Origin of the sequence: Alsobacter sp. KACC 23698, assembly GCF_045348435.1 — a bacterium.
Classification (GTDB): Bacteria; Pseudomonadota; Alphaproteobacteria; order Rhizobiales; family Beijerinckiaceae; genus Alsobacter.
This window is the reverse complement of sequence record NZ_CP157484.1, coordinates 3,822,143-3,841,420: the sequence shown is the minus strand read 5'-3', so window position 1 is coordinate 3,841,420 and position 19,278 is coordinate 3,822,143. Positions and strand designations below refer to the sequence as shown.

General features: G+C 71.1%; 19 protein-coding genes. 10 read left to right on the top strand and 9 right to left on the bottom strand.

The window, feature by feature from the left end:
• Positions 1–28: 28 nt before the first annotated feature.
• On the top strand, positions 29–916 hold the full coding sequence (locus tag ABEG18_RS18295) for a branched-chain amino acid aminotransferase (RefSeq protein ID WP_406854477.1): 888 nt from the start codon (positions 29–31) through the stop codon (positions 914–916).
• A gap of 126 nt (positions 917–1,042) precedes the next feature.
• Positions 1,043–2,869, top strand: coding sequence for a hypothetical protein (locus ABEG18_RS18290; protein WP_406854476.1), 1,827 nt, complete (start codon positions 1,043–1,045; stop codon positions 2,867–2,869).
• A gap of 69 nt (positions 2,870–2,938) precedes the next feature.
• On the opposite strand, the gene pgeF is transcribed toward ABEG18_RS18290, so the two are convergent.
• The 3 genes from pgeF to lgt are packed head-to-tail and all read right to left on the bottom strand — an operon-like array spanning position 2,939 to position 5,694.
• A complete protein-coding gene (gene pgeF, locus ABEG18_RS18285) occupies positions 2,939–3,703 on the bottom strand; it encodes a peptidoglycan editing factor PgeF (RefSeq protein WP_406854475.1) in 765 nt (254 codons plus the stop codon).
• A gap of 36 nt (positions 3,704–3,739) precedes the next feature.
• Positions 3,740–4,855 (bottom strand): class I SAM-dependent methyltransferase, encoded by a 1,116-nt coding sequence (locus ABEG18_RS18280; RefSeq protein WP_406854474.1) that lies wholly within the window; start codon positions 4,853–4,855, stop codon positions 3,740–3,742.
• Positions 4,852–5,694 (bottom strand): prolipoprotein diacylglyceryl transferase, encoded by an 843-nt coding sequence (gene lgt, locus ABEG18_RS18275; protein ID WP_406854473.1) that lies wholly within the window; start codon positions 5,692–5,694, stop codon positions 4,852–4,854. The genes ABEG18_RS18280 and lgt overlap by 4 nt, the downstream gene beginning before the upstream one ends.
• Positions 5,695–5,884: 190 nt before the next feature.
• Between lgt and ABEG18_RS18270 the strand changes: the two genes are divergently transcribed.
• From ABEG18_RS18270 to ABEG18_RS18255, 4 genes are all read left to right on the top strand, one after another.
• Positions 5,885–6,160 (top strand): accessory factor UbiK family protein, encoded by a 276-nt coding sequence (locus ABEG18_RS18270; RefSeq protein WP_406854472.1) that lies wholly within the window; start codon positions 5,885–5,887, stop codon positions 6,158–6,160.
• 294 nt (positions 6,161–6,454) lie between these two features.
• Positions 6,455–6,958, top strand: coding sequence for a YbjN domain-containing protein (locus ABEG18_RS18265; RefSeq protein WP_406854471.1), 504 nt, complete (start codon positions 6,455–6,457; stop codon positions 6,956–6,958).
• An 87-nt stretch (positions 6,959–7,045) separates the two neighbouring features.
• Positions 7,046–7,897, top strand: a complete 852-nt coding sequence (proC, locus tag ABEG18_RS18260) for a pyrroline-5-carboxylate reductase (protein ID WP_406854470.1) — start codon at positions 7,046–7,048, stop codon at positions 7,895–7,897.
• Positions 7,898–8,025: 128 nt separating this feature from the next.
• Positions 8,026–8,835, top strand: coding sequence for a TetR/AcrR family transcriptional regulator (locus ABEG18_RS18255; protein WP_406854469.1), 810 nt, complete (start codon positions 8,026–8,028; stop codon positions 8,833–8,835).
• 120 nt (positions 8,836–8,955) lie between these two features.
• Here the strand turns inward: ABEG18_RS18255 and ABEG18_RS18250 are convergent, their stop codons facing one another.
• Both ABEG18_RS18250 and ABEG18_RS18245 read right to left on the bottom strand, forming a co-directional pair.
• The gene (locus ABEG18_RS18250) at positions 8,956–9,693 is read right to left on the bottom strand and encodes an SDR family oxidoreductase (protein ID WP_406854468.1); all 738 of its coding nucleotides are present in this window, start codon (positions 9,691–9,693) and stop codon (positions 8,956–8,958) included.
• Positions 9,690–10,550: a glycosyltransferase family 2 protein gene (locus ABEG18_RS18245; protein ID WP_406854467.1), complete on the bottom strand. Its 861-nt coding sequence runs from the start codon at positions 10,548–10,550 to the stop codon at positions 9,690–9,692. Before ABEG18_RS18245 ends, ABEG18_RS18250 begins: the two co-directional genes overlap by 4 nt.
• A gap of 315 nt (positions 10,551–10,865) precedes the next feature.
• On the opposite strand from ABEG18_RS18245, the gene ABEG18_RS18240 reads away from it, so the two are divergent.
• Both ABEG18_RS18240 and ABEG18_RS18235 read left to right on the top strand, forming a co-directional pair.
• Positions 10,866–11,498, top strand: coding sequence for an outer membrane protein (locus tag ABEG18_RS18240; protein ID WP_406854466.1), 633 nt, complete (start codon positions 10,866–10,868; stop codon positions 11,496–11,498).
• Between the two features lie 296 nt (positions 11,499–11,794).
• A complete protein-coding gene (locus tag ABEG18_RS18235) occupies positions 11,795–12,562 on the top strand; it encodes an outer membrane protein (RefSeq protein ID WP_406854465.1) in 768 nt (255 codons plus the stop codon).
• 77 nt (positions 12,563–12,639) lie between these two features.
• Here the strand turns inward: ABEG18_RS18235 and ABEG18_RS18230 are convergent, their stop codons facing one another.
• The 3 genes from ABEG18_RS18230 to ABEG18_RS18220 form a co-directional block, all read right to left on the bottom strand.
• Positions 12,640–12,861, bottom strand: coding sequence for a cold-shock protein (locus tag ABEG18_RS18230; RefSeq protein ID WP_406854464.1), 222 nt, complete (start codon positions 12,859–12,861; stop codon positions 12,640–12,642).
• 286 nt (positions 12,862–13,147) lie between these two features.
• Positions 13,148–14,014, bottom strand: a complete 867-nt coding sequence (locus ABEG18_RS18225; protein ID WP_406854463.1) for a 23S rRNA (adenine(2030)-N(6))-methyltransferase RlmJ — start codon at positions 14,012–14,014, stop codon at positions 13,148–13,150.
• 78 nt (positions 14,015–14,092) lie between these two features.
• The gene (locus tag ABEG18_RS18220; protein WP_406854462.1) at positions 14,093–14,665 is read right to left on the bottom strand and encodes a type 1 glutamine amidotransferase domain-containing protein; all 573 of its coding nucleotides are present in this window, start codon (positions 14,663–14,665) and stop codon (positions 14,093–14,095) included.
• Positions 14,666–14,783: 118 nt separating this feature from the next.
• Between ABEG18_RS18220 and ABEG18_RS18215 the strand changes: the two genes are divergently transcribed.
• Together ABEG18_RS18215 and ABEG18_RS18210 are read left to right on the top strand one after the other, a co-directional pair.
• Entirely contained in the window at positions 14,784–15,038 is a 255-nt protein-coding gene (locus ABEG18_RS18215; RefSeq protein ID WP_406854461.1) for a type II toxin-antitoxin system VapB family antitoxin, read from the top strand.
• Positions 15,038–15,451 (top strand): type II toxin-antitoxin system VapC family toxin, encoded by a 414-nt coding sequence (locus ABEG18_RS18210; protein ID WP_406854460.1) that lies wholly within the window; start codon positions 15,038–15,040, stop codon positions 15,449–15,451. Before ABEG18_RS18215 ends, ABEG18_RS18210 begins: the two co-directional genes overlap by 1 nt.
• 2 nt (positions 15,452–15,453) lie before the next feature.
• Here the strand turns inward: ABEG18_RS18210 and ABEG18_RS18205 are convergent, their stop codons facing one another.
• Positions 15,454–19,125 (bottom strand): hydantoinase B/oxoprolinase family protein, encoded by a 3,672-nt coding sequence (locus ABEG18_RS18205; RefSeq protein ID WP_406854459.1) that lies wholly within the window; start codon positions 19,123–19,125, stop codon positions 15,454–15,456.
• Positions 19,126–19,278: the final 153 nt, after the last annotated feature.

Below are 19,278 nucleotides of genomic sequence, written 5' to 3'. Positions count from 1 at the left end.
AGGGCCGTGCTTCCCAAGGAGAACATCCATGTCCGTCATCCCGTTCGATCAGCGCGAAGGCGTCATCTGGTTCAACGGCCAGTTCGTGCCCTGGGCGGACGCCAAGCTGCACGTACTCTCGCACGGCCTGCACTACGCGTCCTGCGTGTTCGAGGGCGAGCGGGCCTATGGCGGCCGGATCTTCAAGTCGACCGAGCATTCCGAGCGCTTCCACAAGTCGGCCGAGATCCTGGACTTCACGATCCCGTATTCGGTGGCCGAGCTCGACGCCGTCAAGGCGCAGGTCGTGGCCAAGAACGGCTTCCAGAACTGCTATGTGCGCCCGGTGGCGTGGCGCGGCAGCGAGATGATGGCCGTCGCGGCGCAGAACTCGACCATCAACGTGGCCGTCGCGGTCTGGGACTGGCCCTCGATGTTCGATCTCGCGCAGAAGATGAAGGGCATCCGCCTCGACATCGCCGAATATCGCCGCCCCGACCCGATGACCGCGCCGTGCCACTCCAAGGCGGCGGGCCTCTACATGATCTGCACCATCTCCAAGCATCGGGCGGAGAAGAAGGGCTACGCCGACGCGCTCATGCTGGACTGGCAGGGCCGGGTCGCCGAATGCACCGGGGCCAACGTGTTCTTCGCCAAGGACGGCGCGCTGCACACCCCAATCGCCGACTGCTTCCTGGACGGCATCACCCGCCGCACCGTCATCGACCTCGCCAAGCGGCGCGGGATCGAGGTGGTGGAGCGCCGGATCATGCCGGAGGAGCTCCCCTCCTTCGACGAGTGCTTCATCTGCGGCACGGGCGCGGAGGTGACGCCCGTCTCCGAGGTGGGCCCCCACCGCTACACGCCCGGCGCCCTCAGCCGCGCCATGGTGGAGGACTACGCTGCCGAGGTGCAGCCCAAAGCCAAGGCCGCCTGAGGCCGAACCGGACCGCGGGCCTTCGGGCCCGCGCTTCCCGCAGGGCGCAGACATGAAGGCCGGGGCGTAACCGCTCCGGCCTTCATGCGTTGTCGGGCGCGGCGCGGGCCGCGGCGGAGAGGACGCGTGCTGGTCTATGGCGATGCGGTCAGGGTGGCGGACCCCGTCGCCGAATGGTCGGAGGTCCGGCTCGCCTGGCGCCGGGCCTGCGGCGAGGCCGAGCCGCTCTCGCGCCATGCCGGGCTCGCGCAGACCTTCATCGCGGCGGGCGAGCTGGCGCAGGGGCTGGCCGACGCCGAGGCCGAGGCGGCCGGCGCGGACGAGCCCGGCCCGGCCTCCCTGCTCGTCATGGACGCCTTGCGGGACATGGCGCGCGCGCTGCTGGCCTCCTGGGAGAGCGGGTTCGACACCCGGCCGCCGCCGCAGGACTGGTCCGATCTGCCGGCCGGGGCGCCGGCAGGGCCGCTGCGCTGCAAGCGCCCGGAAGGCTATGCGTTCTATGCGCTCTATCCGGAGGGCTACGGGGTCGCCGCGCGGGCGCTCGCCGGGCGCGAGCCGTTGCATGTCATCGGCCTGCGCAGCATCGGGACCGGGCTCGCCGCCATGGCGGCGGCCGGCGCCGCGGCGGCTGGCGCCGAGGCGGCCGGGGAGGGCGCGGCCACGGTGCACACGGTCCGGCCGGGCGGCGACCCCTTCCGGCGCGGGGTATCGCCCGGGCCGCGCCTGCGCGCCGCGCCGGCCGACGCCTGCTTCGCCATCGCGGACGAGGGGCCGGGCCTCTCGGGCAGCTCGTTCGGCTGCGTGGCGGACTGGCTGCGCGACCGCGGCGCGGCCCCGGAGCGCATCGCGCTCCTGCCCAGCCATGCGGGCGAGCCCGGCCCGCAGGCCGATCCGCGGCGCCGCGCGCAGTGGCGGCGCCTGCGGCGGCTGCACATCCCCTTCGACACCCTCGTCCTGCGCGCGGACGCGCCGCGGCGCGGGCTGCAGGGCTGGGTCGAGAGCGTGGTCGGGCCGCTCGACGGGCCGCTGCGGGAAATCTCGGGCGGCGGCTGGCGCACGGTCCAGCGCGGTTCCTCCGAAGAGGGCTGGCCCGCCGTCAACGCCGGGCAGGAGCGGCTGAAATTTCTGGCGTCCGCCGGCGGCCGGCGCTGGCTGGTGAAGTTCAGCGGCCTCGACCGGATCGGCGCCGCGGCGCTGGGCCGGGCCGAGCGCCTGGCCGAGGCCGGCTTCACCCCCGCCCCGGCCGGCTGGCGCCACGGCTTTCTGGTCGAGCGCTGGCGCGACGACGCGCGGCCCGCGCCGGACGAGGCGCTGCGCGGCGCGCGCTTCCGGGACAGGCTCGCCGACTATCTCGGCTTTCGGGCGCGGGCCTTTCCGGCCGATCCCTCCGGCGGAGCGGTCCCGCTCGGGGCGTCGCTGGCCGATCTCGCCCACATGCTCGCCGTCAACGCCGCCGAGGCCTTCGGCCCCGAGGCGCACGGCGCCACGGCGCCATACCGCGACCGCGCCGTGATGCTGCAGCGTCGCGTCGTTCCGGTGATCACCGACAACCGGCTGATGGCGCCGGAATGGCTCGTCGCGCCCGACGGGACCATCCTGAAGACGGATGCGCTCGACCACGCCTTCTCGCACGACCTCGTCGGCCCGCAGGACGTGGCGTGGGACGTGGCCGGCGCGGCGGTGGAGTTCGGCCTCGACGCTCCGGCCCTCGCCCGGCTGATCGAGCGCACGGGCTCGGCGGCGGGCCGGCCGGTCGATCCGGAGTTCGTCGCCTTCCTGGCGCCCTGCTACGCGGCCTTCCACCTGGGCGCGGCCGAGATGGCGGTCGCCGCCCATGCGGGCTGGCCGGAAGAAGAGGCGCGGCTCCGCGCCTTGGCGCAGCGCCGCCGGGACAGCCTCGCCGCGCTGCTGAAGCGCGACGCGCCCGCCGCCGCTCCCGCCCCCTCATCCTGAGAAGCAGGCCCTCTCGGGCCTGCGTCTCGAAGGACGAGGGCTCCAGGAGGCGCCCCCCCTAAATCGCTCTCAATCCGTCAGCGCGATGGCCGAGATCAGGCGGCCATAGTCGGGCGCGCCGCGATGGGTGTTGCGGCGATAGCTGTAGAAGCGCTCCTCGTCCGCATAGGTGCAGAGCTTCAGGTCGACGAAGCGGCCGACCCCGGCGGCGTCGAGCCGCGCCGCGATATAGGCCGGCAGGTCGAACATGGCGTGGCCGGCGCGCTCGCTCGGCCGGAAGAAGCGCGCATTGTAGGGATCCTGCTCGTGGAAGCGGCCGACGAATTCCGGCCCCACCTCATAGGCGGCGGCCGAGATCATCGGGCCCAGCACGGCGACCACGTTGCGCCGGTCGGCGCCCAGCTCCTCCATGCGCTCCAGCGTCGTCTCCAGCACGCCCGTGAAGGCGCCCTTCCAGCCCGAGTGGCAGCCGCCGACCACCCTGGCCTGCGCATCGGCGAACAGCACCGGCCCGCAATCGGCCGTCGAGATCGCCAGGGCGACGCCGGGCGTGCGGGTGACCAGCCCGTCCGCCTTGGGGCGGTCGCCGGGCCAGGGCCCTTCGGCGACCAGCACGTCGGGCGAATGCACCTGGTGCACGTTGACGAGGTTCTGGGGGGCGACGCCCAGCGCCTGCGCCATGCGGCGCCGGTTCTCCGCGATGGCGGCCTTGTCGTCGTTCGACCCGATGCCGCCATTGAGGCTGGCGTAGATGCCGCCGGAGACGCCGCCCTGCCGGGTGAAGAAGGCGTGCGCGACGCCGGGCATGTCGAGGTCGTCGGAGCGGATCATCATGCGCGGGTTCCGATTCGAGGGGCTGCGGAGCGACGCTCAGGGATGGGGGCCGCCTGTGTCAATTCCGGGGAGGCCGAAGCCGGGCAGGGGCCCCATTCCGGGCGAGCCGAACGCCAGGACCTTGAACAGCTCGCCCATGCCGTCGCCGCCGCCGGCGAGCCGGGCGGCCGCGGCGTCCACGGCGGCGGCGACAGGCGGAGCGGCGCCGCGCTTCAGCGCCGCGGCGCGCTCGGCGAGGCCGAGCCCGCGCAGGAACGCGCCCTGCGTCACCGGGCCGTGCACGACCGCGCCCGCCTTCCGGGCGACGCGCCCGAGGGCGGCGAAATCGACATGGGCGGTGAGATCGGCCTCGCCCGGCTCGGCCAGCGGGTCCGCATAGGCGTGGGCGCGGACGGCCTGCAGGGTGTCGCCGAAGCCCGGCCGCGCATGGCCGTAGTCGATCGCCAGCGCCGCCCCGCCGGTCGCGGCGAAGCGTTCGGCCAGGCGCCGGGCGATGTCCAGCCCGGCCTCGCCGACCTCCAGCACCGCCCCGGGCTCGCCCGGCGCGTCGGCGAGCATCGGCTCCGGCTCGGGCGCGAGGCCGAAGCGGAGGGCGGCGGGGTCGTCGCCCTCCGCCAGGCCGACGAGGCGCTCGCGCCAGCCGTCCTGGACCTTGACGAACTGGCGGATCGGCAAGGCGTCGAAGAACTCGTTGGCGATCACCAGGGCTGGGCCGGGCGGGATCTCGTCCACGTCCGAGGCCCACGCGACCGGGACGCCCACGCCCGCCAGCGCCGCCTCCTGGCGGGCGCGCAGCGTCGGGCTCGTCTCGACCAGCCGGACGTCGAGCGCGGCGCGGAAGGGCGGCAGCGCCCGAGCGGCGCGCAGCGCGTCCGCCATCAGCGTGCCGCGGCCAGGCCCCAGCTCCACCAGCCGCAGGACGGCGGGCGACCCCAGGCGCATCCACGCCTCCGCGCACCACAGCCCGATGAGCTCGCCGAACATCTGCGAGATCTCGGGCGCGGTGACGAAGTCGCCCTGCGGGCCGAACGGGTCGCGCGTCGCGTAATAGCCGTGCAGCGGGTCGCCGAGGCACGCCGCCATGTAGCGGGCGACGCTGATCGGCCCCGCCGCGGCGATCTCGGCGGCCAGGCGGCGGCCGAGCGGCGTCATGGCGCGGGGCGGCCCGTGGCGGGCGCGAGCCGGGGCCGGCGCAGCGCGCGCCAGATCAGCGCCAGCCCGGCGAGCAGCATCGGCAGAGAGAGCGCCATCCCCATGGTGAACCAGGCGTTGATGAACTCGCTCTCGTCCGGCTGGCGGTACATCTCGCAGAAGCTGCGGGCCAGCGCGTAGCCGACCGCGAAAACGCCCGCCGGCAGGCCCGGCCGGCGAAAGCCGACGCGGCGGACGACCAGCGCCACGACGACGAGCAGCAGCAGGCCCTCCGCGCCGGCCTCGTAGAGCTGGCTCGGATGGCGCGGCAGGTCGTCGGCCCGGGGGAACACGAAGGCCCAGGGGACGTCCGTCGGCCGGCCCCAGAGCTCCTGGTTGATGAAATTGGCGATCCGCCCGAAGAACAGGCCGATCGGGGCCACGACGGCGAACAGGTCGAACACCGTCAGGGCCGACAGCCCCTTGCGGCGGGCGAAGATCAGGATTGCGGCCAGCACCCCGATGAGGCCGCCGTGAAAGGCCATGCCGCCGCGCCAGACCTGCAGGATCTCCAGCGGGTTCTGGCTATAATACGGCCAGCCGTAGAACAGCACGTGGCCGATGCGCCCGCCAAGGACGACGCCCAGCGCGGCGTAGACCAGGAGGTCGTCGAGATCCTCCACGGTCGGGCGCTTCTGGCTGGCGGCCCAGAGGCCGTCCGAGGCGCAGAGCCGCCGCACGACGAGCCAGCCGAGCACCAGGCCCGCCACATAGGCCAGCGCGTACCAGCGGATGACCAGCGGCCCGACGCTGAACAGCACGGGGTCGATCACGGGGAACGGGATCGCGAAGAGGGGCATCGCCGGCTCCGGACGCGGCGTCGCCGCGGAGCGCCTGAATGGGCCGGAGGCGCACGCCGCGTCAAGCGCGGCCGCGTGCTGCGCGCGCCGGTCCGGCGTGCTATTGAGCCGGCGGCGACGCGAACCCATGTGGGCGAGAGGGCGGCGCTTCGACCTTGCTGTCCCGATCCGCGCCCAGAGGAGAACCGACATGGCCCAGAACCGCATACTCGACGACATGGCGCGCCTCTTCACGGACGCCGCCGGCATGGCGCAGGGCGTCCGGCGCGAGGCGGAGGGGGTCGTGAAGGCCCAGTTCGAGCGCTTCATCCGCGACATGGACGTGGTCACCCGCGAGGAGTTCGAGGCGGTGCGCGAGATGGCCGTCCTGGCCCGCGACGAGAACGAGCGCCTGGCCGCCCGCATCGCGGCCCTGGAGGCCAAGCTCGCCGGCGCGACCTCCGGCGACGCGGCCGCCGAACTCTGAACGAGCCGCCCCCGAAAAGCGCATCGGTTGTGGACAGACCGGCCGCGCGAATTGTGCCGGGGGCCAGAATCCACGAGGGTCCAACTCGCTCGTTGTGCGTCGTGACTCGCACGCTGTATCGTCGAAACGAGGGGTGATTCGCGGTTCGATTCCAGAGGGTTGTTCAGACTCTCCCGGGCGATCCGGCATCCCTGGCGAAAGGTCCCGGCGCCCCGCGGCGCCGAAGGCCGCGTCAGTTTCGCCGAATGGCGTTCGAGCGCGTAACAGGTGTCGCCACGCGAGCCGGGGAACGGCATGTCCGCCATGGAACTAGAAGCAGTCGAACGCAACGAGCATCCGCTCGACATCGTGGAGCGCCTCGCCAGCGTCCACGAGTGGTCGTTCGACCGGGCCGACGTGAACGAGATCTCCGTTTCGGTGGGCGGCAGCTGGTGCGACTACCACATCGCCTTCACCTGGCTGGACGAGCTGGAGGCGCTTCACGTCGCCTGCGCGTTCGACCTCAAGGTGCCGTCGCGCCGCCGCGGCGAGATGCTGGAGCTGATCTCCCTCATCAACGAGCAGCTCTGGGTCGGCCATTTCGACCTCTGGGCCAATGACGACGTCGTGATGTTCCGCCATTCGCTGCTGCTGGCCGGCGGCGCGGAGCCGAACGGGCGCCAGTGCGAGACGCTCCTGAAGGTCGCCACGGAAGCGTGCGACCGCTACTATCAGGCGTTCCAGTTCGTGCTCTGGGCGGGCAAGACCCCGCGCGAGGCGATGGAAGGCGCGATGTTCGAGACCGTCGGGCACGCCTGACGGGTTTCGGCGGCTCTCGACAGCGCCGGCGGGCTGACGCCATAAAGGAGCCTTCGGCCCCGGGGGGCCGCGCATCGAGGCAGCGCCATGTCGACTTCCCAGGATTTGGCCCGAAAGGATCCGTCGCGGCTTCCGTCCTCGCTCGTGCTGGTGGGCTGCGGCAAGATGGGCGGCGCCCTGCTGGAGGGCTGGATCCGGACCGGACTGCCGGGCGAGCGCATCACGGTGCTCGATCCTCATGTCCATATGGGCCTCGTCTCGTTCTGCGAGCGCCACGACGTCACCCTGAACCCGCCGCTCTCGCAGGTGAGCGAGCCCGAGGCGCTGGTGCTGGGCATCAAGCCGCAGATGCTCGACGACGCGGCGAGCGACCTCAAGGACCTCGCCGGACCCGACACGCTGGTCATCTCCATCCTGGCCGGCAAGACGCTGGGCGACCTGCGCTCGCGCCTGCCGCGCGCCCGAGCGGTGATCCGCGCCATGCCGAACCTGCCCGCCTCCGTGCAGCGCGGCGTCACCGGCTGCTCGGGCACCCCGGAGGTCTCGGACCGGCAGCGCGACATCGCTAACGCGCTGTTGTCGGGCGTCGGGCTGGTGGAGTGGGTGGAGAGCGAGGAGCTGATCGACGCCGTCACGGCGGTGTCCGGCTCCGGCCCGGCCTATGTGTTCCACCTGGTGGAGTGCCTGGCCCGCGCCGGCGCGGCGCAGGGGCTGCCGCCCGATCTCGCCGAGCGGCTGGCGCGCGCCACCGTGGAGGGCGCCGGGGAGCTGCTGCACCGCTCCGACCTGACGCCCGGGACGCTGCGCGAGAACGTCACCTCGCCAGGCGGCACCACGGCCGCGGCGCTCGCCGTGCTGGCCGCGCCGGACGGCCTCGCGCCCCTCATGGACCGGGCGGTCGCGGCGGCGCGCAAGCGGGCCGAAGAGCTGAGCGGCTGAGCCGCGCCACGCGCCAGCGGCGTTCGGGGCGCGGCGTTCCGGGTTGTCCCGGGCGCGGCGTTCCGTCGTTGGCCAAAGCGGCGCCGGCACCCTATCTTCGGGAGACACGCACCTTCCGGAGCAGCCCGATGGCCAAGCAACCGAACCGCAAGCGCACTCCCGGGGCCGATGACGGCTCTCCGGCCGAGGCCGGCGCATCCGGCGCGACCGCAGGGTCCTCGGCGCCGCCTCCCTCCGCCCCCTCCGGGGCGCCGCGCGACCGCATCATCGACGCCCTGATGGCGCTCGCCGCCGAGCGCGACTGGGACGAGATCGAGATCCCGGAGATCGCCGCGCGCGCCGACGTCACGTTGGCGGAGTTCCGCGACGCCTTTCCGTCCAAGGGCGCGATCCTGGCGGGCCTGTCGCGCCGCATCGACAAGGCCGTGCTGGAGGTCTCGACCGACGACCTGGCCGACGAGAGCATGAAGGAGCGTCTCTTCGACGTGCTCATGCGCCGCATCGACGCGCTGACGCCGTATCGCGACGCGCTGCGCCGGATCTCGCCGGCGATGCGCCGCGACCCGCTGTCGCTGGCCGCCATGAACCAGCTCGCCGTCAACTCGATGCGCTTCATGCTGGCCGCGGCCGGCATCGACACGAGCGACGCGCTCGGCGCGGTGCGCGTCCAGGGCGCGGTGCTGGTCTGGGCCCGCACGCTGGAGACCTGGCTCGACGACGACGATCCCGGGCTCGCCCGCACGATGGCGACGCTGGACCGCGAACTGCGGCGCGGGGCCAATGTGATGCGGGGGATCGGCGACCTCTGCCGCCTCGCCGCGCCGTTCCGCGCCGTCCTGGAGCGCGTCGCCGACGGCCGCCGCCGCTTGCGCGAACGCCCCCGCGCCTCGCGCGACCGCGACTACCCCGAAGACGAAGCCGGCGCCGCCGCCATCTAGCGGGAGCGACTTCGGTCCAACCACAAATCCCCTCATCCTGAGGAGCCTCGCGCAGCGAGGCGTCTCGAAGGACGGGGGGCTGCGGGTTGGCGCCCGGGCCGGCGGCGTCAGGCCAGCGGGTCAGGCGATGTCGGGGGTGCGCCAGCCCAGGCGCTGGCCGGCGTCGACGGCGAGGGTCTGGCCGGTGACGCTGCGGGCGCCGGCGAGGTAGAGCACCGCGTCGGCGATCTCGGAGGGGTCGACCCCGCGGCGCAGGGGCACGTTGGCGATCTCGTGGGCGAGGCCGTTTGGGCCGTCGTGGTCGTTGGCCAAGGTGGGGCCGGGCGAGACCGCGTTGACCCGGATGGCGGGCGCCAGCGCCTGCGCCATGGTGGTGGTGGCGGCGTGCAGGGCCGCCTTGGTCAGCGTGTAGGAGAAGAAGGTCGGGTTCAGCCGCTCCACCCGCTGGTCGAGCAGGTTGACGATGGACGATCCCTCCGGCGCCTGCCGGGCGAAGGCGCTCGCCAGGAAGGCCGGGGCGCGCAGGTTCACGGCGAAATGCCGGTCCCACAGCTCACGGTCGAGCCGGTCGAGGCGGTCGTCGTCGAACAGCGAGGCGCTGTTGACCAGCAGCGTCAGCGGACCGATCGCCGCGCCGGCCTCCGGCACCAGGCGCTCCACGTCGTCGAGGTCGGCGAGGTCGCCCGCCACGATGGCGACGCGCGGCCCGGGCCCCAGCGAGGCCGCGAGGTCCTGCGCCTCCTGGCGCGACCCCCGGCAGTGGATGGCGACGTCATAGCCGGCCGCCGCCAGCCGCCGCACGATGGCGGCCCCGATGCGCTTGGCGCCGCCCGTGACGAGCGCGGCCCGGCGGGTCACGCCGGCCCGTTCCCGGCGCCGTCCTTGCCGGCCAGGCTCTTGCCGGCCAATTCGGCGCGCGCGCCGCCGTCCCGGCGCAGCGCCTTCTCGCGGCGGCGCATCTCGATGTGCTTGGCCACCCGCAGATAACGGTAGAAGGCGAAGTTCATGGCGGTCATGAATCCGTAGGCGCCGCGCAGGAAATGGCGGCGGCCCAGATAGGCCTTGACGAAATTGGCCGGGAACTCGGCCACCAGCCGGAACACGCTGATGGTCTCGCCCCGCGCCGCGAGGTCGTCTACGAGCGCATCGGTGTAGCGGTTCAGTTTGGCCATCTGGTCGCCCAGCGAGCGCACCGAGAAGTGGTGGATCGTGCCGCGCAGCTTGCGCACCGTCGCGCCGGGGACGAGGTCCACCCTGTCATGCACGGGCGAGATCGAATAGGTCCCCTTGTCCTTGCGGTAGAGCCGCACAGGAGCAAGCGCGTAGGCGAAGCGGTGAGGCCGGCCCTCGCCGGGGAAGATCTCGGCGATGCGGATCCGGTAGGCGTCGGCGCCCGGGCCGCCGCCGTCGAAGAGCGCCCGGATCTCCTCGGCGAGATCCTCCGGGACGACCTCGTCGGCGTCGACATTGAGCATCCAGTCGTGCCGGCACAGCGTCTCGCCGAAGCGCTTCTGCGGGCCGTAGCCCTCGAAGGCGTGCTCCACCACCCGCGCGCCGCGCGCGGCGGCGACCGCCTGCGTGCCGTCGGTCGACAGGCTGTCGATGACGATCACGTCGTCGCTGATGCTCCGCACCGCCTCGATCGTGCGACCGATGCGGTCGGCCTCGTTCTTGGCGATGATGAAGACGGACAAGGGGGGCTTGGTGGCGCTCATCGCGACTGGCCTTGCCACGTCCGGCGCCCCGGAACAAGGCCTGCCGCCGGCCGGCCCCGGAGCGAGACAGCCGCAAGCGTTGCGCCGGCCGCCCCGGACTTTCAGCGCCGCGAAGGCGCGGCCGGCGTTCGCGGGCGCCTGTCCAGGACAATTTAAGATTTCGTTTACACGCCCTAAGACGGCGTGAACGCGATTTGCGGCCATTCATTCAAAATTGACGCTGTTTTACGGCTTCGATTAACACTAACGGGCGCCTGACGTATTGCTTCTTCTCAAGTGAGCCGCGCGTTCGGCCGCGAGTACGAGGTCCTTTCAATGTCCATTGTCCGCATGATCGTTCCCGTCGCGATGCTGCTGACCGTTTCGGTCAGCGGGCGGCTGCACGCCGCCGACCTGCCGTCGCGCTCCGATCCCTACGCCAGCACGGGCTACTCGGCCCCCGTGGCCAACTGGGGCGGGCTCTACGCCGGCGCGCATGCCGGCGGCGGATTCGGCAAGGCCGGCCCGGCCAGCACCTCCGGAATGGTGGCCGGCGGGCAGGTCGGCTACAACCTCCAGGCCGGTCCGGTGGTGGCGGGCGTCGAGGCGGACGCCAGCGTCTCCGGCATCAGCAACACCAGCTTCAGCGAGAAGACCCGCCAGAAATGGCTGGTCAGCGGCCGCGCCCGGCTGGGCTACGCGGCGGGCAACATCATGCCCTACCTCACCGGCGGCGTGGCCATGGCGGCCACGGAGATCAAGGCGCTCGGCGGCAAGGCCAGCAGCACGCGCAGCGGCTATGTGGTGGGCGGCGGCGCGGAAATGATGATGGCGCCCAGCGTCACCGTGCGCGCCGAGTACCTCCATTACGGCCTCGGCGACGCAGACTACCCGGGGCCGCTGCTCGGCCCCGTCAAGGTCGACAACAGCATCAATGTCATTCGGGCGGGCGCGAACTACAAGTTCTGAATTGTATCGCGTCAATATGAGTATTCCAGGTTGTGCGGCGGCTATTCCCGCCGCGCAGTCTGGCCCATTCGGGCCGGACATCATGTTTGAAGGACGCCAAAAGCGCTGATTGTCATCGCAATGCGGCCATGATCTCAAGCGATACCGCTGCCGGATCATCCTTCAACGATCCCGTGATCCTCCCCGGATCGCTTCCCATCTGCTGACGCTCATTTGAGGCAGGCCGGCGTTTCGCCGGCCCGCGGGCGTCACGTCACCGGCGGGGCCAGTCGCCCCGCCCCTCCAGGAGCATACCGATGAAGTCCATTCTGTCGCTCGGCGCCGCCGCGCTGCTCGTTTCCGCGTCCGGCGTCGCCTTCGCCGCCGACCTGCCCGGCCGCCGCAGCGCTCCCGCCCCCATGCCGGTCGTCTACGCGCCGATCTTCACCTGGACGGGCTTTTACGTCGGCGCGAACGCCGGCTACCGCTTCGGCCAGAACCGCACGACCTTCCTGTATTCCGGCGCTTCGCCGGCGGGCCTCTTCCCGAACCGCCTGAAGGACGACAAGGGCTCCTTCACGGGCGGCGCGCAGGCCGGTTACAACTACCAGATCGGCTCCATGGTGCTCGGCGTCGAGGGCGACGTGAACTATCTGGGCTCGGGCAAGCGCCAGAGCTACGTCGGATCCTCGGGCGTCCTGACGTCCTCGGTCTCCACCGAGTCCAAGACCGACTGGCTGGGCACGGCCCGCGCCCGCGCCGGCTTCGCGTTCGACCGCGCGCTGGTCTACGGCACCGGCGGCCTGGCCTTCGGGAACGTCAAGAGCAGCACGGCGGCCTCGCTCAACACCGGCGCGGCCTGGGCGGGCTCCAAGTCCGACACGGCGGTCGGCTATGCGGTGGGCGCCGGCGTCGAATACGCCTTCACCAACAACCTGACCACCAAGATCGAGTATCTCTACTACAATCTCGGCGACCAGAAGACCGCCCTCGTGGGCTCCGGCCCGGTGGGCGCCTTCACGGTCGGGTCCAAGGCCAAGGTGGACGGCGACATCGTCCGCGCCGGCCTGAACTACAAGTTCTAGGCGTCACACGCGGGGCCCCGTCCCGCACCAATGCGCAAGGCCCGGCGTTCAACCCGCCGGGCCTCTTGCGTCGAGGCTCAGGCGTGCGCCAGGACCGTCAGGTTCACGGCCTTGGGCCCCTTGCCCTTTTTGTCGGGCTCGATCTCGTAGGAGACCTTCTGGCCCTGGTCGAGCGACGGCAGTCCCGCCCGGGACACCGCCGTGACATGGACGAAGATGTCGCGTCCGCCATCGTCCGGCTTGATGAAGCCGTAGCCCTTCTCGGTATTGAAGAATTTCACCACGCCCTGTTGCGTCATGCTGGTTCGCTCCCTTTCGGGTCGCCGCGCACGCCCTCGCGCGCGCCATTACGCCCGGCGCCGAACGGGTGCGAAGGGCGGCGTCGATCAGCCGGCGAGCGCATGGCGGCCGGCGTAGTCGCGCCAACGGCTTTATTCTCTTGCCCCACTCGAACGCATGTAAAATGTCCGTCAACTCAGGCAACGTTTCAAGACGAAATCGCGGGGATCTTGCGCCTCGGTCCTATGTCGAACGGATTAGACTGTGGGGAATGCTGTATAGCCTTCATCGCCCGCGCGGTGTGCTTCAATCGCGCGTGGCGCGACCCTCTTCGACAAGCCAGTCGCAGCGAAACAGCCCGTCGCCCTTGCGCGCCAGCAGCCGCGCCAGCGGCGGCCCGAGCGTCTGCATCTCGGCTTCGAGCGTCCAGGGCGGATTGACGACGAGCAGGCCCGAGCCCGCCAGCACGGTGGGGTCGTTGGCGGGCTCGCGCAGCATCTCGATGCGCAGCGTCTTGGCCACGCCGCTGTCGCTCACCGCCTCGTAGAAGGCGTCGCGCTGGCGGGCGTCCTTCACCGGGAACCAGGCCACATAGGTGCCCGTCCGCCACTTGGCGCAGGCCTTGGCGAGGCGCTCGGCGAGGCGCTCATATTCGCCGGGCTCCTCGAAGGGCGGATCGATGAGCACGAGCCCGCGCTTCTCCACCGGCGGCACATAGGCGTTCAGCGCGGTCCAGCCGTCGAGTTCGATGACCTTGGCCCGCTTGTCGCCGTCCAGCGCCTGGGTCAGGCGCCGCACGTCCTCGGGGTGCTTCTCGATGAAGACCAGCCGGTCCTGCGCCCGGGTCAGCGCCGCCGCGATGAGCGGCGACCCCGGATAGGCGGTGGGGCCGTAGAAGGCGCGCGTCTCGCGCACGGCCCGCAGGTAGGGCTCGAGCAGGGCGGCGGCTTCGCCCTCCAGGGGTCGGGCCTCCAGCCGGCCGACGCCGTCGCGCCATTCGCCGGTGCGCTCGGCGAGCGGTCCGGCGAGATCGTAGCGCCCGATGCCCGCATGGGTGTCGATGACCCGAAAGGCCGCAGGCTTCTGGGCGAGATGGACGAGGATGCGGGCCAGCACGGCGTGCTTAAGCACGTCGGCGAAGTTTCCGGCATGGAAGGCGTGGCGGTAATTCATGCGGCCATGAAGGGCGTTTCGGGCCGCGGGTCAACGGGGAGGGCGCATGGCCCTCCCCGGCGGTCTGTCTGGGGAGCCTCAGGCGGCGCGGCGCTCGTGACGGCCTTCCTTCACTTCCTCGATGATCTTGGCCACGAAGGCGTCGAGGTCGTCGGGCTTGCGGCTGGTGATCAGGCCCTTGTCGACCACCACCTGCTGGTCGACCCAGTTGGCGCCGGCGTTTTTGAGGTCCGTCTTCACGGACGGCCAGGACGTGACGGTGCGGCCCTTGGCGACGCCGGCCTCGACCAGCAGCCACGGGCCGTGGCAGACGGCCGCCACCACCTTGCCGGCGTCGAAGAAGGTCTTCACCAGCTGCACGGCCTGCGGCTCGATGCGCAGCTTGTCGGGGTTGATCTGGCCGCCCGGCAGCACGATCGCGTCGTAGTCGTCGGCGTTGACCTGCGACAGGGTCTTGTCGACCTTGACGCTCTGGCCCCAGTCGGTCTGGTCCCAGCCGCGGATCTCGCCGGGCTTCATGGTCTTCTCGGGCGACGCGACATGCACGGTCGCGCCGGCCGCCTTCAGCTGCTCCAGCGGCTTCATGAGCTCCGACTGCTCGAAGCCGTCGGTCGCGAGAATGAGAATCTTGGCCTGCCCGATATCGGTCATGGCTTGGCTCCGTGTTGGTGATTGGGAGCCGGGCAAACGCGGAGGCGGTGGGGTGGTTCCGGGCTTTTCTGTCGCAGGCGGCTGCGCTACACTGAGCGCCACACGAGTGGAGCCATACATGACGATCAGCATCCGGAATCCCGAAGCCGACGTCCTGGCCCGACGTCTCGCCGAGATCGAGGGCGGAACGATAACGGATGCTGTCGTCATGGCGCTCCGCGAGGCGCTGCAGGAGCGTCTCCGGCGCGAGAAGCCCAGCGAAACCGCGCGCCGGATCCTCGAAAAGCATGGGCTCAAGTTCAAGAAGGATCGCCAGCCTGTGACGCCTGACGCCTTCCATGCTCTCGACCACGATCTCACAGGCGACGACTGATGTATGTCGATGCTTGCGCGATCATTGCGATCATGGCCGACGAGGAGTCGGCAGAGGCTTACAACGAAGCGCTTCGCGACGCGGTTTCTCCTTGGACGTCGGTCCTCGCTGCGTGGGAGGCGATTATCGTGCTGGCGTCTCCCGGGCAGTTGGACTGCTCGTACCGGCAGGCGGAGCATGCGCTGGTCGATTGGATGGAGGAGCGCGGGATTGCGCTTCGTACAGCGTCAGACCTGAGGGCAGTGTTGTCTCATGCGGTGGGGGTGGCCGAGGATTACGGGATCGGAAAGCGCCGACTCAGCAACTTCGACTGCTTCCATTACGCCTACGCGAAGGAAGCCGGCGCATCGCTCCTGACGATGGATCGGCTCTTGCGATCGACCGACATCGAGACCATTCCCGCCGCGCCCTGACGTCACCCCTTCCCGAACCCGCCCCCCGTCGGCGTCACCACCGTGACGGCCTCGCCGGCCTCCAGCACGGTCTGGTCGCAGCCGCCGAGCTCGTCGATGCGGCCGTCAAGACGGCGCACCAGGGTGCGGCCGAGTTCGCCCGCCTCGCCGCCGTCCATGCCGAAGGGCCGCACCTTGCGGTGGCTGGACAGGATCGCGCATTCCATCCGCTTCAGGAACCGGATAGTGCGGCTGGTGCCGTCGCCGGCGTTCCAGCGCCCCTTGCCGCCCGAGCCGGCGCGGATGTGGAAGTCCTCCAGCAGCACCGGGAAGCGATATTCCAGGATCTCGGGATCGGTGAGGCGCGAGTTGGTCATGTGGACGTGGACGCCGGGCGTGCCGTTGAAGCCGGGGCCGGCGGGCGAGCCGGAGCAGATCGTCTCGTAATACTGGTACTCGTCATTGCCGAAGGTGAGGTTGTTCATGGTGCCCTGCGAGGCCGCCATGGCCTCCAGCGCGCCGAACAGGCAGTTCGTCACCGCCTGCGACACCTCGACATTGCCGGCCACCACGGCGGCCGGGTATTCGGGCGACAGCATGGAGCGCTCGGGCACCACGATGCGGATCGGCCGCAGGCAGCCGGCGTTCATCGGGATGTCGTCGTCCACCATGACGCGGAACACGTAGAGCACCGCCGCGCGCGTCACCGGCGCGGGGGCGTTGAAGTTGTCGCCGCGCTGGGGCGACGTGCCGGTGAAGTCCACCGTTGCCTCGCGCGTGGCCTTGTCCACCGTGATGCGCACCTTGATGGCGCAGCCCTGGTCCATCGGGTAGGTGAACTCGCAGTCGCGCAGCCGGTCCAGCACGCGCCGGACGCTTTCGGCGGCGTTGTCCTGGACGTGGCCCATATAGGCCTGCACGACGTCGAGGCCGAACTCGGCGATGACCTTGGAGAGCTCGCGCACGCCCTTTTCGTTGGCGGCGATCTGGGCCTTCAGGTCGTTGACGTTCTGCACCACGTTGCGGACCGGGTAGGTCGCGCCCAGCAGCAGCGCCTCGGTCTCGGCCTCGCGGAAGCGGCCTTCGTCGACGATCTTGAAGTTGTCGATATAGACGCCTTCCTGCTCGATCGTGGTCGCCAGCGGCGACATCGAGCCCGGCGCGACGCCGCCGACGTCGGCATGGTGGCCGCGCGACGCCACCCAGAACAGGATCCTGTCGCCCGCCTGGTCGAACACCGGGGTGCAGACCGTGATGTCGGGCAGATGCGTGCCGCCATTGTAGGGGGCGTTCAACATGTAGACGTCGCCGGGGCGGATGCGGCCCTCGTTCTGGCGAATGATGGTCTCGACGGACTTGTCCATGGAGCCCAGATGCACCGGCATGTGCGGGGCGTTGGCGACCAGCGCGCCCTCGTGGTCGAACACCGCGCAGGAGAAGTCGAGCCGCTCCTTGATGTTCACCGAATAGGCGGTGTTCTGCAGCGTCACGCCCATCTGCTCGGCGATGGACATGAACAGGTTGTTGAAGATCTCCAGCATCACCGGGTCTGCGCTGGTGCCGACCGCCGTGCGCTTGGGCAACGCCACCGCGCGGGTCAGGACGAGGTGGTCCTTGGCGGTGAGCGCGGCCTGCCAGCCGTCCTCGATCACCACCGTCTGGTGCGGCTCGATGACCAGCGCGGGGCCGCGCACGACGTGGCCGGGGGCCAGCTGCTCGCGGGCGTAGACGGCCGCCTCGCGCAACGCGCCGGCGCTGAAGATGCGGGTGCGCTCCGTGGGCTCGGGCAGCGGCGAGGAGGCGATCGCCTCCTCGGTCTCGGCGATGCCGGCGCCGCCGCCCACGGCCTCCACCGAAATGGCTTCGACGACCAGCGGCTTCGTTTCGTCGATGAAGCCGAAGCGCGCCCGGTGCGCCGCCTGGAAGTGCTCGCGCATGGCGGCGAGAAGCGCGCCCTGTGGACCGCGAGCCTTCAGGCTCGCATCGGCGCTGGGCGAGCCTGAAGGCTCGCGGTCCAAAAGCGCCACCGGAACCTCGAGCGACGTATCCGTGCCGGCGTAGCGCACATGGGCGCGCGCATGCAGCGCGATGGCGTCGGCGGGCACGCCCTGGCCGGCGACCTCGTCGCGGCAGATCGCGCCGAGGCGGTCGGCCTCGCGGGCCAGCGTCTCCAGCACGGCGGGCGCGAAGGGCTCCTCGATGGCTTGCTGGCGGGTCGCGCGGATGTCCGCGAGGCCCATCCCGTAGGCGGAGAGCAGCGACGAGAAGGGGTGTATCAGCACCGTCTTCATCGCGAGCGCGTCAGCGACCAGGCAGGCGTGCTGGCCGCTCGCGCCCCCGAAGGCGTTCAGCGCGTATTGGGTGACGTCGTAGCCGCGCGCCACCGAGATCTTCTTGATGGCTTCCGCCATGTTGGCGACCGCGATGCGCACGAAGCCGTCCGCGACTTCTTCGGGCGAGCGGCCGTCGCCCACCTGGGCGGCGAGCTCCGCGAAGGCGGCGCGGACGCTGTCGGCGTCGAGCGGCTGGTCCTGGCCGGGGCCGAAGATCTTCGGAAAGAAGGCGGGCTGCAGCTTGCCCAGCATCACGTTGGCGTCCGTGACGGCGAGCGGCCCGCCGCGGCGGTAGCATGTCGGCCCCGGGTTAGCGCCGGCCGAGTCCGGGCCCACGCGAAAGCGCGCGCCGTCGAAATGCAGGATGGAGCCGCCGCCGGCCGCCACCGTGTGGATCAGCATCATGGGGGCGCGCATGCGCACGCCGGCCACCTCGGTCTCGAAGGCGCGCTCGTACTCGCCGTCGAAATGCGCGACGTCCGTGGAGGTGCCGCCCATGTCGAAGCCGATCACGCGGCCGAAGCCCGCCTCCTTGCCGGTCTCGGCCAGCGCCACCACGCCGCCGGCCGGGCCAGACAGGATCGCGTCCTTGCCGGCGAAGAGGCTGGCGGCCGTGAGTCCGCCGGAGGACATCATGAACATGAGGCGGGCGCCTGAGCGCTCGGCGTCCAGTTCGGACGCGACCTGCTGCACATAGCGGCCCAGGATGGGCGACAGATAGGCGTCCACCACGGTGGTGTCGCCGCGCCCGACCAGCTTGATCAGCGGGCTGACCTCGTGGCTCACCGACACCTGCGGGAAGCCGAGCTCACGCGCCAGCGCCCCCACCTGGCGCTCGTGCTCGGGGTAGCGGTAGGCGTGCATGAACACCACCGCGACGGCTTTGAAGCCGGCCGCCCTGGCGGCTTCCAGCTCCGTCCTGACGGCGGCGAGGTCCGGCGCCTGCTCCACCGCGCCGTCGGCGCGCACCCGTTCGGCGACCTCGACCACCTCGGCGTAGAGCTGCTCGGGCTTGATGATCTCCTTGGCGAAGATGTCCGAGCGGGCCTGGTAGCCGATCCTGAGCGCGTCGCGGAAACCCTTGGTGGTCACCAGAAGGGTGCGCTCGCCCTTGCGCTCCAGCAGCGCGTTGGTGGCGACCGTGGTGCCCATCCGGACGTCGCCGATGGCGCCGGACGGAATGGCGGCGCCGGGCGCGAGCCCCAGCAGGTCGCGGATGCCCTGCACGGCGGCGTCGCTATAGGCCTCGGGGTTCTCCGAAAGCAGTTTGCGGGCGTGCAACTGGCCTGAGGGATCCCGGCCGATCACGTCCGTGAAGGTGCCGCCGCGATCGATCCAGAAGTCCCAGCGCGCCGTCGTCATCGCAAGTCTCCCAGCGCGCCGTCATCCCCGGCGGAGCCGCGCAGCCGCGGAGGGGAAGGGAATCCAGAACCACGCCCGGCGTTGCTCTGGATTCCCTTCCCGGCGCTGCGCGCCGCCGGGGATGACGGCGGAGAATGTCATGGCCGCCCTCTT